At 71.2% G+C, this 13,727-nt stretch carries 10 protein-coding genes; 9 read left to right on the top strand and 1 reads right to left on the bottom strand.

Features of this window, described 5'->3' with window-relative positions:
- Positions 1 to 56 precede the first annotated feature (56 nt).
- From ACN27J_RS14570 to ACN27J_RS14545, 6 genes are all read left to right on the top strand, one after another.
- Entirely contained in the window at positions 57 to 1,586 is a 1,530-nt protein-coding gene (locus ACN27J_RS14570; RefSeq protein ID WP_421372231.1) for an ABC transporter ATP-binding protein, read from the top strand.
- On the top strand, positions 1,583 to 2,860 hold the full coding sequence (locus tag ACN27J_RS14565; protein WP_421366783.1) for an ABC transporter permease: 1,278 nt from the start codon (positions 1,583 to 1,585) through the stop codon (positions 2,858 to 2,860). The genes ACN27J_RS14570 and ACN27J_RS14565 overlap by 4 nt, the downstream gene beginning before the upstream one ends.
- A 5-nt stretch (positions 2,861 to 2,865) precedes the next feature.
- Entirely contained in the window at positions 2,866 to 4,143 is a 1,278-nt protein-coding gene (locus tag ACN27J_RS14560) for an ABC transporter permease (RefSeq protein ID WP_421372230.1), read from the top strand.
- 100 nt (positions 4,144 to 4,243) lie between these two features.
- Entirely contained in the window at positions 4,244 to 5,065 is an 822-nt protein-coding gene (locus ACN27J_RS14555; protein ID WP_421366782.1) for a cytidine deaminase, read from the top strand.
- Positions 5,066 to 5,178: 113 nt separating this feature from the next.
- A complete protein-coding gene (locus ACN27J_RS14550) occupies positions 5,179 to 6,501 on the top strand; it encodes a thymidine phosphorylase (protein WP_421366781.1) in 1,323 nt (440 codons plus the stop codon).
- 123 nt (positions 6,502 to 6,624) lie between these two features.
- Positions 6,625 to 7,305, top strand: a complete 681-nt coding sequence (locus ACN27J_RS14545; RefSeq protein WP_421366780.1) for a DUF4272 domain-containing protein — start codon at positions 6,625 to 6,627, stop codon at positions 7,303 to 7,305.
- An 11-nt stretch (positions 7,306 to 7,316) separates the two neighbouring features.
- Here ACN27J_RS14545 and ACN27J_RS14540 read toward each other — a convergent pair whose 3' ends face one another.
- Entirely contained in the window at positions 7,317 to 8,219 is a 903-nt protein-coding gene (locus ACN27J_RS14540) for a putative RNA methyltransferase (protein WP_421366779.1), read from the bottom strand.
- 101 nt (positions 8,220 to 8,320) lie between these two features.
- Here ACN27J_RS14540 and ACN27J_RS14535 point away from each other — a divergent pair, with 101 nt between their 5' ends.
- The 3 genes from ACN27J_RS14535 to ACN27J_RS14525 all read left to right on the top strand — a co-directional run bounded on the left by ACN27J_RS14535 (position 8,321) and on the right by ACN27J_RS14525 (position 13,710).
- The gene (locus ACN27J_RS14535) at positions 8,321 to 9,400 is read left to right on the top strand and encodes an adenosine deaminase (protein WP_421366777.1); all 1,080 of its coding nucleotides are present in this window, start codon (positions 8,321 to 8,323) and stop codon (positions 9,398 to 9,400) included.
- 405 nt (positions 9,401 to 9,805) lie between these two features.
- Positions 9,806 to 13,309, top strand: coding sequence for a nitrate- and nitrite sensing domain-containing protein (locus ACN27J_RS14530; protein ID WP_421366775.1), 3,504 nt, complete (start codon positions 9,806 to 9,808; stop codon positions 13,307 to 13,309).
- Positions 13,306 to 13,710 carry a roadblock/LC7 domain-containing protein gene (locus ACN27J_RS14525; protein WP_278171351.1) on the top strand — a complete coding sequence of 135 codons (405 nt, stop codon included), beginning with the start codon at positions 13,306 to 13,308 and terminating at the stop codon, positions 13,708 to 13,710. The genes ACN27J_RS14530 and ACN27J_RS14525 overlap by 4 nt, the downstream gene beginning before the upstream one ends.
- Positions 13,711 to 13,727 lie beyond the last annotated feature (17 nt).

Raw genomic sequence — 13,727 nt, 5'->3', positions numbered from 1 at the left:
GCCATCGACCCCTCCGGGCACCCGCCGGTGGCCCGGAGTCTCCCCGGGAGGCTCCGCTGAGACTCGAACTGTGCGGCATCACCAAACGCTTCGGCGACCTGGTCGCCAACGACCACATCGACCTGACCGTCGAACCGGGCGAGATCCACGCCCTGCTGGGCGAGAACGGCGCCGGCAAGTCGACCCTGATGAACGTCCTCTACGGGCTGCTGCAGCCGGACGAGGGCGAGATCCTGGTGGACGGCACCCCGATCAAGATCCGCAGCCCACGGGACGCCATCACCGCCGGCATCGGCATGGTGCACCAGCACTTCATGCTGGTGCCGGTGCTCACCGTGGCGGAGAACGTCATGCTCGGTGCCGAACGCACCCGGGGCGGGCTGCTCGGCTTCCTCGACCAGCGCCGGGCCCGCGCCGAGGTGGTCGACGTCTCCAACCGGTACGGCCTGGCGGTCGAGCCGGACGCGGTGATCGAGGACCTGCCGGTCGGCATCCAGCAGCGGGTGGAGATCGTCAAGGCGCTGACCCGCGACGTCGACCTGCTGATCCTCGACGAGCCGACCGCCGTGCTCACCCCACAGGAGACCGAGGAACTGCTCACCGTCATGCGGTCGCTGAAGGCGGCCGGCAAGTCGATCGTCTTCATCACCCACAAGCTGGGCGAGGTGAAGGCGATCGCCGACCGGATCACGGTGATCCGGCGAGGCCGTACGGTCGCCACCGCCGAGCCGACCGCGAGCCGTGACGAACTGGCCGCGCTGATGGTCGGCCGCAGCGTCAGCCTCACCGTGGACAAGACCCCGGCGCAGCCGGGCGACCCGGTGCTCGAAGTGGCCGGCCTGGTCGTCGACGACGAGCGCGGCGTACGGGTGGTCGACGGGGTCGACCTGACCGTACGGGCCGGCGAGGTGCTCGGCATCGCCGGAGTGCAGGGCAACGGCCAGACCGAACTCGTCGAGGCGATCATGGGCCTGCTGCCGTCGGCGGCGGGCACGGTCACCCTCAACGGCGAGCGGATCGACGGCTGGAGCACCAAACGGGTGCTGCGCGCCGGGGTCGGCTACGTGCCGGAGGACCGCAGCACCGACGGCGTGGTCAAGGAGTTCAGCGTCGCCGAGAACCTGGTGCTCGACCTGTACGACCAGCCGCCGTTCGGCTCCGGTCTGGCGCTGCGGCCGGCGGCCATCGCCGCCTCCGCGACCGAGCGGATCGCCCAGTTCGACATCCGTACGTCCTCGGGACAGGCGGCGGTCGGCACCCTGTCCGGCGGCAACCAGCAGAAGGTGATCGTGGCCCGGGAGCTGAGCCGGCCGCTGAAGCTGTTCATCGCCGCCCAGCCGACCCGGGGCGTCGACGTCGGCTCCATCGAGTTCATCCACGGCCGGATCGTCGACGAACGCGACGCCGGCACCGGTGTCCTGGTCGTCTCCAGCGAACTGGACGAGGTGATCGGGCTGGCCGACCGGATCGCGGTGATGTACCGCGGCCGGATCATCGCCGTGGTCGGACCGGACACCCCACGGGAACAGATCGGCCTGCTGATGGCCGGGGTCACCGGCGGGACCGAGCAAGAAGGGACGCAATGAGCAGCGACAACGGCTCGTCGGCCGGTTCGCCGGACAAGCCGCCCGCCCCCGGCGGTGACTCCCTCGGCCAGCGCTTCCTGCACAACCTGTGGGCCGCCAACACCGTCACCGTGACGGTGCTCGCACTCCTGCTGGCCGTCGTCATCGGCGGCGTACTGATGATCATCTCCGACCCGGAGGTGCTGGCCACCTACACCTACTTCTTCGCCCGCCCGGCCGACGCGCTGTCCGCCAGCTGGACCCTGGTCAGCGAGGCGTACGCCAACCTGTTCAAGGGCTCGGTGATCGACCCGACGGCGGTACGGTCCTGGATCGCCGGGGACACCGAGTGGTCGACGGTGTTCCGGCCGATCTCCGAGACGCTGACCTACACCGCGCCGCTGGTCTTCACCGGGCTGTCGGTGGCGTTGGCGTTCCGGGGCGGCCTGTTCAACATCGGGGCCCAGGGGCAGGCGATCATCGGCGTCGTGGTGGCCGCCCTGGCCGGTTTCCTGCTGCCGCTGCCGCTGGTGCTGCACGCGGTCGTCGCGGTGCTGGCCGGGGCGCTCGGCGGTGCGCTGTGGGGCTTCTTCCCCGGTTTCCTCAAGGCCCGCACCGGTGCCCACGAGGTGATCACCACGATCATGCTCAACTACGTGGCGCTGTACTTCCTCACCTGGATCATCGTGCAGCCCGGCGTGCAGAACCCGGACCGGCCGGACGCGATCAGCCGGCCGGTGGACACCACCGCCCAACTGCCCCGGCTGCTCGGCGACGGGCTGCGGGTGCACGGCGGCATCCTGCTGGCGGTCGCCGTCACCGCCGCCGTCGCGTGGCTGCTCAACCGGTCCACGTTCGGCTTCGAACTGCGCGCCGTCGGCGCCAACCCGGACGCCGCGCGGACCGCCGGGATCAGCGTCACCGGCACCTACGTACTGCTGATGGTGGTCGCCGGTGGGCTGGCCGGGCTGGGCGGCGCCAACATGGTGCTGGGCTCCACGGCGAACGCGTTGACCCCGCTGGTCGCGGCCCAGATCGGTTTCGACGGCATCCTGGTCGCCCTGCTCGGCCGGGTCAAACCGTGGGGTGTCGCGTTGGCGGCGCTGCTGTTCGGGGCGTTGCGGGCCGGTGGCAACGCGATGCAGTCGGGTTCCGGTATCTCACTGGAACTGGTCACCGTGCTCCAGGCGTTGATCGTCATCTTCATCGCCGCCCCCGCCCTGGTGAAGGCGATCTTCCAGCTCCGGGCGGCGCGGTCCGCCCGGTTGCAGACCAGCATGGCGAAGGGCTGGTGACCGCGTTGTCCACCATGATCGCAACTGACGCACCGGTGGCGGTGGCACAACGGTTCTGGAACCGTACCCGGATCAGCGGCGCCGTCCTGGTCGCCGCCGGCGTGGTCGCGGCCGCCGTCTTCGGCTCGCTCGCCGCCGAGCAGCAGGCCCGGTTCACGCTCAGCGAGACCGCCGGCGGGGCCGCGCTGCGGATCCCCGGCAACCTGGGCGCGGTGCTGTTCGGCCTGGCGACCCTCGCCGCCGGCGCGCTGCTGCTCAGCCCGTACGGTGCCCGCTGGTTCCGCTGGCTGCTCGGCGTCGGCATCGTCGGCTTCGTGGTCAGCTTCCTCTGCTGGCAGATCTCCACCGCGCCGACCGGGCAGAACTTCATGCCGATGGTCAACATCGTCCGGGGCACCTTCCTGCTGGCGTTGCCGCTGATCTTCGGCTCGCTGGCCGGGGTGCTCTGCGAACGCTCCGGGGTGGTCAACGTGGCCATCGAAGGACAGCTGCTGATGGGTGCGTTCGCCGGTGCGCTGATCGGCACCATGTCCGGCAACGTCTGGGTCGGGCTGATCGCCGCCGCGTTCGGCGGGGCGTTCATCTCGCTGCTGCTGGCCCTGTTCGCCATCCGCTACCTGGTCGACCAGGTGGTCATCGGCATCGTGCTGAACCTGTTCGCGATCGGTCTGACCGGTTTCCTCTACGAGCGGCTGATGCAGACCGACCAGCCGGCGTACAACCAGCCGCCGCACTTCGGCACCTGGGAGATCCCGCTGCTGTCCGACATCCCGGTGCTCGGGCCGGCGCTGTTCCGCGGCAGCATCTTCCTCTACCTGGCGCTGATCCTGGTCGTGGTGATCAACGTGGCGCTGTTCCGGACCCGGTGGGGGCTGCGGACCCGGTCGATCGGCGAACACCCGATCGCGGCGGACACCCTCGGCGTACGGGTGCTGGGGCTGCGCTACCGCAACGTGCTGCTGGCCGGCATGGTGGCCGGGATCGGCGGCGGGTCGTACACCCTGCTGCTCTACTCGTTCACCAAGAACATGATCGGCGGCAAGGGCTTCATCGCCCTCGCCGCGATGATCTTCGGCCGGTGGAGCCCGACCGGGGCGCTGCTGGCGTCGCTGTTCTTCGGCTTCGCCGACCAGCTCGGTGCCTACCTGGGGGCGATCAGCAGCGCCATCCCGAGCCAGTTCCTGGCGATGCTGCCCTATCTGGCGACGCTGCTCGCGGTCGCCGGACTGGTCGGCCGGGTACGGGCACCGGCCGCCGACGGCAAGCCCTACATCAAAGCCTGATCAACGCCGGTTACCGTTTACTACTGGCCGGTCAGGTCCGGTCGTACGAACCGGGCCGACCGGCCGGTGGCGGTGGCCGGTGCAGGTGAGGAGGGCAGTCGTGGAGATCGACTGGGTGGAGCTGCGGCGGGCCGCGACCGAGGCGATGCGGCACGCCTACGCGCCGTACTCGAACTTTCCGGTCGGCGCGGCCGGGCTGGTCGACGACGGCCGGGTGGTGGTCGGCTGCAATGTCGAGAACGCCGCGTACGGCGTGGTGCTCTGCGCCGAGTGCGGTGTCGTCTCGTCGCTGCACAGCACCGGCGGTGGCCGGCTGGTGGCGTTGTCCTGCGTCGGCGGGGACGGCCAGCCGCTGATGCCGTGCGGACGCTGCCGTCAGCTGCTGTGGGAGCACGGCGGGCCGGAATGCCAGGTCGAAGCGCTGCCGGCGCCGTTGACCGTGGCGGAGCTGCTGCCGCACGCGTTCGGCCCGGCGGATCTCGCGGCCGCCGCGCTCGCCCCCGGCGTCGGCGTCGGCCGGGGCACCGGTCGCGGTGCCGGTCGTGGCACGGTGGAGCGGGACCGGGTCGGCCCCGAGCACGTCGGGCGGGCCGATGCCGCCGGGCGCCCGGTGGTGGCGCCGGACACCGCGGTGCCGGCCCGGCTGGCCAAGTGGCGGGGCCGGGGCACCGTCTTCGTACACCCCGACTCGGCCGGCGGCGAGCTGGTCTGGACCGGCTACTGGGAACGGTCCGAGTCCACCGGTGAGGCGGCCGGCTCGGGCATCCTGGAGGAGGCGCCGAGCTGGCCGTCAGCCGAGTCGGTGGTGGCCTGGGGTCGGGCGCGTACTCACCGGGTGGTGGTGGTCGACGCCGACGGCGGGGTCTCCTGGGCCGGCGAGGGTGACCCGCCGACCGAGGTGAGCACCCGCTGGACCGGCTGATCGATCGCGGCAGCACCGCGAGCACCCGGCAGCAGCACCGCGAGCATCCGGCAGCCGATTTCCTACCCCGCCCTCTCCAGAGTCGCCCGCGACCCTGGAGCCATCGTGAAGGTATGACCGACTTGTCTAGTGACAGCACCAAGATAGCCGGCGTCGTCGACGTGATCCGCACCAAACGCGACGGCGGCCGACTCAGCGACGCCCAGATCGACTGGACCATCGCCGCGTACACCCGGGGTGAGATCGCCGACGAGCAGATGTCGGCGCTCGCCATGGCGATCCTGCTGCGCGGCATGGACACCGCCGAGATCGCCCGGTGGACCGCCGCCATGATCGCCAGCGGCGAGCGGCTCGACCTGTCGGGCGTCGCCCGGCCCACCGTCGACAAGCACTCCACCGGCGGCGTCGGAGACAAGATCACCCTGCCGTTGACCCCGCTGGTCGCCGCCTGCGGCGCCGCCGTACCCCAGCTGTCCGGCCGAGGGCTCGGCCACACCGGCGGCACCCTGGACAAGCTGGAGTCGATCCCGGGCTGGCGGGCGGACCTGACCAACGCCCGCTTCGTCGACCAACTGCGCGACGTCGGCGCGGTCATCTGCGCGGCCGGCGACGGCCTCGCCCCGGCCGACCGCAAGCTGTACGCGTTGCGCGACGTCACCGGCACCGTCGAAGCGATCCCGCTGATCGCCAGCTCGATCATGAGCAAGAAGATCGCCGAAGGCACCGGCGCGCTGGTCCTCGACGTCAAGGTCGGCAGCGGAGCCTTCATGGCGTCGGTCGCCGACGCCCGGCAGCTCGCCCGCACCATGGTCGACCTGGGCACCGCACACGGCGTCCGCACGGTCGCCCTGCTCACCGACATGTCCACCCCGCTCGGCCGGGCGGTCGGCAACGCCGTCGAGGTGACCGAGGCGGTCGAGGTGCTCGCCGGCGGCGGCCCGGCCGACGTCGTCGACCTCACCCTCGCGCTGGCCCGCGAAATGCTGGCCGCCGCCGGCCTGCCCGACGCCGACCCGGCCGCCGCGCTGCGCGACGGTCGGGCGATGGACACCTGGCGGGCGATGATCGCCGCCCAGGGCGGGAACCCGCACGCCCCGCTGCCGGTCGCCGCCGAAACCGAACTGGTCCGCGCCGACCGGGACGGCTACGTCGCCGCGGTCGACGCCCGCGCGATCGGGGTGGCCGCCTGGCGGCTCGGTGCCGGCCGGGCCCGCAAGGAGGATCCGGTCAGCGCCGCCGCCGGAGTGATCCTGCACCGCCGGCCGGGGGAGCAGGTCCGGGCCGGCGACCCCCTTGTCGAGCTGCGCGCCGACGATCCCGACCGGATCGCCGACGTGCTGCCGGCCCTCTCCGGCGGGTTCGGCCCGACGGATCCCGTTCAGCTCACCGACGCGCCACCGGCGGCCACCGAGCTGGTCGTCGACCGGATCGCCTGATCCGCCGCGACCGGCGTACCGACACCCCTTGTCGTGGTACCCGTGACACAGAGCGGATATCCTGCCTCGCCGGGGGGTCCGTTCAGGAGAGAAGCCGACGCCGACTAGCAGGGAACGAAGCCTGTGACCGTACTCGCTCCTGACCCCCGGGCCATTCGCGCGGAGAGTCTCGACGAGCTGCGCCGGCTCCGCCTACCGTTGCCTCCGGCCGGCTTTCCGCTGGTCTGGGAGCCGGGCGACGGGGTCGAGCTGCGGCCCACCCCGGAGATCGAGGCCCGCACCGCGATCCTGCATCTGGTGCTGGCCCGCTGCTTCGGGATGCCGCCGCAGGCGGCGATGAGCTGGCTGCTCAACTCGCATCTGGTCGAGCTGGTCACCCCGCCGGAGTGGCAGTTCGTCATCGGGGGGCGCGGCGACCACCGCTCGTTCGTCCTGCACCACGACGCGATCTTCGCGTTGGCCTGGGTGCTGGGGCTGACCCGGCACCTCGACCCGGTCGCGGTCTCCGACGACCGGCTGATGGCGTTGCTGCCGAACCTGGTGGCCGGCGAAACCTTCGCCCAATGGCGCTCCCGGACCCTCGTCGCTCCCCGCGACGCGGCCGAGGCCGCCGTACTGCTCGACTTCTACTACTGCCTGGACTGGGGCTACCTGGAGGCGGAACGGCGGGGCGACCCGTTGCCCGGGGTGGTGGACGCCAACGCCATCGGGCAACGGCGGTGGGCCCTGGAATGGGCGGTCGTTTTCCGTGGCCCGTACCACGACGCACCGCCCGGCTGGGAAGAGGTCGACCTGTCGACCTGACCGGTCCTCGGTCAGCTGCCCGGCCGGCAGCGGTAGATCGCCAGTTGAACGGCGGCGGTGACGGTGACCGGTTCCGGTAGCGCGGCGATCGCCGAGGCCAAATCGGCCGGGTCGGTGTGCCGGGCGCTCGGCCCCATCCGTACCAGCGCGGTGACGTCGCGGTGCGACAGGCACAGCCGTCGGCGCAGGACGTGCAGCGCGACCCGGTCGAAGTGGTGCCGCAGCGCCGCGCCGGTACGGTCGTCCTTCGCCGGGTCCACCCGGAGCAACCCGAGGGGGCCGATCACCTCGCCGAGATGGTCGGGCAGCGGGGTGACCACGATGAGCGCGCCGCGCGGCCGCAGGATCCGGGCGAACTCCCCGCCGTTGCGCGGAGCGAACACGTTCAGCACCAGGTCGGCGCAGGCGTCGGCAACGGGCAACGGGCGCCAGGTGTCGCAGCGGACCGCGGCGGCCGACAGATGGGCGCGGGCGGCCCGGCGTACCGCCGCCTTGGACAGGTCCAGGGCGAGTCCGACGGCGCCGGGCAGCGCGTCGAGCACCGCCGCGAGGTAGGCCCCGGTTCCGGCGCCGGCATCGACCACGATCGGCCCGGCCCGGTCGTCCGGAGCCGGGCTGCCCACCGCCTCGACCAGCCCCGTGGCGACCATGTCGAAATGCCCGGTCCGAAGGAACTCGTCGCGGGCGGCGACCATCTCGGCGGAGTCGCCGGCGTGCCGGACCCGGCCGGTCATCAGGTCCACGTAGCCCTGCCGGGCCACGTCGAAGCTGTGTCCAGCCGGACAGCGCAGTGCCCGCACGGCGCCGTCGGCGTTGCCGTTGGTGTCGCCAGCGCGGGGGACGCCGCCGTCGTGGGCGGCGAGCGGCGCGCGGCAGACCGGGCAGCGCAGGTACGGCAGTACGTCGGTGAGCATCGTAGACATCCTGCCTGGCTGGTGACCGGCACCCGCGCCGGTATCGGCGATACCCGTGTCCCGTGCCGGAGTGCGACGTCGGAACCTACTACCCTCCACCCATGGTGGCTGTTTCGTTGGCGAAGATCGTTCGGGCGCCGAAGGTGCTGCTGCATGACCATCTGGATGGTGGGTTGCGGCCGGCGACGGTGGTGGAGTTGGCGGACGAGGTGGGTCATGTGTTGCCGGTGACGGATCCGTCGGAGTTGGGTCGGTGGTTCGTGTCGGCGGCGGATTCGGGGTCGTTGGAGCGGTATCTGGAGACGTTTGCGCACACGGTGGCGGTGATGCAGACGGAGGCGGGGTTGTTCCGGGTGGCGGCGGAGTGTGCGGTGGATCTGGCGGCGGACGGGGTGGTGTACGCGGAGGTGCGGTTCGCGCCGGAGCAGCATCTGTCGCGGGGGTTGGGGTTGGGTCAGGTGGTGGAGGCGGTGTTGGCGGGGTTCGCGGCGGGGTGTGCGGAGGCGGCGGGGGCGGGTCGGGTGATCCGGGTGGGGACGTTGTTGACGGCGATGCGGCATGCGGCGCGGTCGCAGGAGATCGCGGAGTTGGCGGTGCGGTACCGGGATGTGGGGGTGGTGGGGTTCGATATCGCGGGTGCGGAGGCGGGTTTTCCGCCGACGCGGCATTTGGACGCGTTCGAGTTTTTGCAGCGGGAGAATTTTCATTTCACGATTCATGCGGGTGAGGCGTTCGGGTTGCCGTCGATCTGGCAGGCGATTCAGTGGTGTGGTGCGGATCGGTTGGGGCATGGGGTGCGGATTGTGGATGATATTGAGGTGGGTGGGGGTGGGGTGCGGTTGGGGCGGTTGGCGTCGTATGTGCGGGACAAGCGGATTCCGTTGGAGTTGTGTCCGTCGTCGAATGTGCAGACGGGTGCGGTGGGTTCGATCGGTGAGCATCCGGTGGGGTTGTTGCGTGATCTGCGGTTCCGGGTGACGGTGAACACGGACAACCGGTTGATGAGTGGGACGTCGATGTCGCGGGAGATGTGGTTGTTGGTGGAGGCGTTCGGGTGGGGGTGGTCGGAGTTGCGGTGGTTGACGGTGAACGCGATGAAGAGTGCGTTCATCCCGTTCGACGAGCGGCTGGCGGTCATCGACGACGTCATCAAGCCCGCGTACGCCAAGCTGATCGGCTGACCCGGTAGCCGGCCCGCCGGTGGCCCATCGGCCGCCGACAGCGGTCCCCCGTTCGGGCCACCGGTAGCCGGCCACCCGGTCGGTGGCTGGTCGCGGAGGGCTATGTCCGGCGGGTCCCATCGGTGGTGGCGGCTCGACGTGGTGGGCGTAAGATGCTCGTCGCGCTCCGAGAGCACAGTTGCTCTCGAAGCCGGCAACACGGACCGAAGCGTTCACTTAGCGTAATCAGGCAAGTGCTATTTGTCATATGTCGGGATAACCATCGCATCACACTCGCAGTGACGAGCCACCTGGTCTTTCTCTTTGCGTGGCGTCGTGATGGAATCTCGGGGGTCCGATCCGCCCGGGTCGGCCGATGGGCGGTGTCCGGTGCAACGGACCGGCACCGATGAGGAGGGCGGTGACGTGAGCGAGCGGCCGAAGACGGCAGATTCATTCCTGTCGCGTCTCCGCCGGCCGGTTGGCCGGCTCAACGATCTGCCGATCTGGTCCAAGCTCGGTCTGATCATGATCGTGCCGACCCTGGCGACGATCGTGGTCGGCACCAACGGCCTCATCGGGCACCTGGAGACCGCCGGGAACGCGTCCCAGGCACGCACGCTTGCCACGTTGGCCGCCGCCTCCGGCGACCTGGTCCACGACCTGCAGAACGAGCGGGCCGCCGCAGTGCTCCTGCTCGGCACCGGGAACGAGCAGCGCCGGCAGGGCTACCTCGATGCGTACAACGCCCTGCACGACACCGTCGACGAGGCCCGGACGCCGTACTCGCAGCGCCGCGCGGAGCTGACCGACCTGCCGGTGAACTTCCGTAACCTGCTCTCCCGGATCGACCAGAACCTCGCCGACCTGCCCGGGGTACGCAGCCAGGTGGTCAACAGCGCCACCGCTGACGGCACCTACCGTCTCACCGAGGCTGCCCGCGCCTACGAGGTGCTGCTCAGCGACCTGCTCGACATCCGCGACTCGGCCGCCCAGCTGGCCAACGACACCGAGCTCAGCGACCACATGCGGGCCGCCGCTTCGCTGGCCCGCAACAAGGAGTTCCTCTCCCGCGAGCGGATCGTCGTGCTGCGGGCGTTCAGCCAGAACGCGTTGACCCCGTCACTGCGTACCGACTACATCAGTACCCGGGCCGGTCAGGCCCAGTCCCGGCAGAGCTTCGAGGCTGCCGCCATCCAGGACGACCTGGAGTTCTACAACCAGACGGTGGCCGGACCGGCGCTGCGGGAAGCGGACACCTACGGCGGTTTCATCCGGGGCCAGAACGAAGAGTCGATGCGTGACACGCCGTTCGACGCCGACGCCTGGGACGCGGCGCTGACCGGACACGCGGATCTGATCCGTACCGTCGAGCAGAAGATCGACGGCGACGTGGTCAACGAGGCCACCATCCTGCGCGACGACGTACAGCAGCAGTTGTTGGTCGAGACGATCCTGCTGCTCGTCGTTCTGCTGCTGGCGATCCTCTTCGCCGCTCTGGTCGCCCGGGCGATGGCGCGTTCGCTACGTGAACTGCGCCAGGGCGCGCTCGCCGTGGCCCAGCACGGTCTCCCGCATGCTGTTGCCCGACTGCGGGACCCGCAGGTCACCGCGCAGAGCTCGCCGATGCAACTGGCCAACCAGATCGCCGAGCCGCTGCCGGTCCGCAGCAAGGACGAGTTCGGTCAGGTGACCGAGGCGTTCAACGCGGTTCACCTGGAGGCGGTGAAGACCGCCGCCGAACAGGCCGCACTGCGTTCCTCGGTGTCGACGATGTTCGTCAACCTCGCCCGCCGGTCACAGATCCTGGTCGACCGGCTGATCGGCCACCTGGACCGGTTGGAGCGCGGCGAGGAGGACCCGGACCGGCTCGGCGAACTCTTCCAGCTCGACCACCTTGCCACCCGGATGCGGCGGAACGACGAGAACCTGCTGGTTCTCGCCGGCGCGGACTCTACCCGCGTGCAGCGTGAGCCGGCGGCACTGATCGACGTGCTGCGCGCCGCGCAGTCCGAGGTCGAGCACTACACCCGGATCGAATTCGGGATGGTCGACCGGGACATCGAGGTCGCCGCGCACGCCGTCAACGACCTGGTCCACCTGGTCGCCGAGCTGTTCGACAACGCCACGGCCTTCTCGCCGCCGGACTCGCAGGTGATGGTCGAGGCCCGCCGGGTCGGCGACCGTGCCGTGCTCTACGTCGAGGACCGCGGTATCGGCGTCAGCGCCGACCAGCTGCGGGAGCTCAACGACCGGTTGGCCAACCCGCCGATGGTCGACGTGGCGGTGTCCCGGATGATGGGTCTCGTCGTGGTCGCCCGGCTGGCCAAGCGGCACGGTGTCAAGGTCGAGCTGCGCCCGGCCGCCGACCGGGGCACAGTCGCCGACGTCACCCTGCCGACCTCGGTGCTGATTCCGCGGGCCCTCGCCGGCCGCAACGCCGCCCCGGCCGCGTTCGGCTCCGGTGGCGGCCAGGAGATGCCCGCCGTCGCCCGGCCGTCGTTCGCCGCACCCCTTGCGTTGGAGGGCGGCAACGGGCCGTCGGGCGGTGGCTTCGGCGGCCGACCGGCCGAGTCGCCGGCACCGGCCGGCCCCCCGCCGCGACCGTTCGAACCGGCGCCGATCAACGGTGGTGGCCCGGCGACACCGCCGGCCGCCCCGGCCCGCCCGATGCCAGCCTGGTCGGACCTGACCGGAGCGACCAACGGCACGAACGGTGCCAACGGCTCCGACGTGCTGGGAGCCCCGCCGGCCAATGGTCAGCAGCGCACCGGTCCGCTGCCACAGCGCCGATCCAACGATCACTGGACAGTCGACGGCGAGGTGACCGGAGCAGCGCCTACCAGCGGCATTCCGCGTCAGGCCGCCAGCTCGCCGGAGACCCACGGCGCGCCGACCGGCCATCAACCGGTCAGCGGGCAGCCGTACGTCCCGCCGGTCTCCGCGCCCCCGGTGCGGCCGTTCTCGGCTCCGCCGGTGCCGCCGACAGCGGCCCCGCAGCCCGCCGCGTTCCAGCAGCCGGCCAGCTTCCAACGCCCACCGCAGCCACCGGCGCACCAGCAGCGGTCGGCGACACCGCCGCCGGCCGCTCCGGCACCTTCGGCCGCGCCGCCGCCCAGCGCGGCACCACCGGCCTGGCCGCCGGTCGCGGCAGAGCAGCGGGACACTCCGGCACCGCCGGTGCCGGAGAAGCTCGCTGCGGCGCTGGACATGACCGCCGAACTGCCGAGGGTGTCCCGGTCGGGTCCGGACAACGCGGCGACCGCCCAACACCCGACGGTCACCCCGCCAGCGGCACCCAAGCAGTTCGCCGACGAGACAATGGAACTGCCGATCTTCCGCGAGCTGGAGTCGGCCTGGTTCCGGACCCGGCGCCCCACCGCGGACGAAGCGCGGGCGGCGGCGGGGGCGATGATCAAGCAGTCCGGTGGTGCGGCCTCGACCGCCACCACCCAGCCGATCGCCAAGGTGGACGCCTCCCGGCCTCCCGCTCCGGCGTCGGAAGCCGGGACGACCACGGCCGGCAGGCCCGGTTCGGCGTTGCCGCGCCGGCCGGAGCCGGTGGCCGCCACCTCGCGGCCGGCTGCCGCCGGTGGCGGGGGTGGCGAGGGTCCGCCGGACAGTTGGCAGACTGCCGCAGACGACGGCTGGCGCGCGGCAAGCGCTGCGGCTGATGTCGAAGTGGCCGAAAAGACCCAGGCGGGCCTGCCGAAGCGGGTCCCGATGGCACAGCTAGTACCAGGTGGCGTAGACAAGGCGTCAAGTTCGGTACAGCGTCGCACACCGGAAGCGGTCCGTGGGCTATTGTCCGCGTACCACCGTGGTGTGCAACGCGGCCGTACTCAGCCCAAGGACGACCACTCGACCAACCCGGGGGCGACCCCGGGAGGGCAGCAATCCTCGCAGGCTGGCAAGGAGCATGAGGGATGACAACTACGCAGGATCTCGGTTGGCTGCTGGCCAACTTCGCCGATCGCGTGCCGGGGGTCGCTCACGCGATTGCGGTCTCAGCGGACGGTCTGCTCCTGGCGGCGTCCCGGGATCTTCCCCGGGACCGTGCGGACCAGCTCGCGGCCATCGCCTCCGGACTGGTCAGCCTCACCCAGGGCGCGGCGCGGTGTTTCGAGGGTGGTGCGGTGCTGCAGACAGTGGTTGAGATGGACAACGGCTTCCTCTTCCTCATGTCGATATCGGACGGTTCGTCGTTCGCGGTACTGGCCGCCCGAAGCTCCGACGTCGGCCAGGTGGGGTACGAGATGGCCCTGCTGGTGGACCGGGTTGGCGAGGCGCTGACGCCCGCGCCCCGCACGGCCGCTGGAATGCTGGGCTGACCACGCTGACGAGACCG

It is taken from the genome of Solwaraspora sp. WMMB762 (assembly GCF_049179115.1).
In the GTDB taxonomy this organism is placed as follows: Bacteria; Actinomycetota; Actinomycetes; order Mycobacteriales; family Micromonosporaceae; genus Micromonospora_E.
The sequence above is the reverse complement of the archived record's forward strand: the minus strand, read 5'-3'. Positions and strand labels throughout refer to the sequence as shown.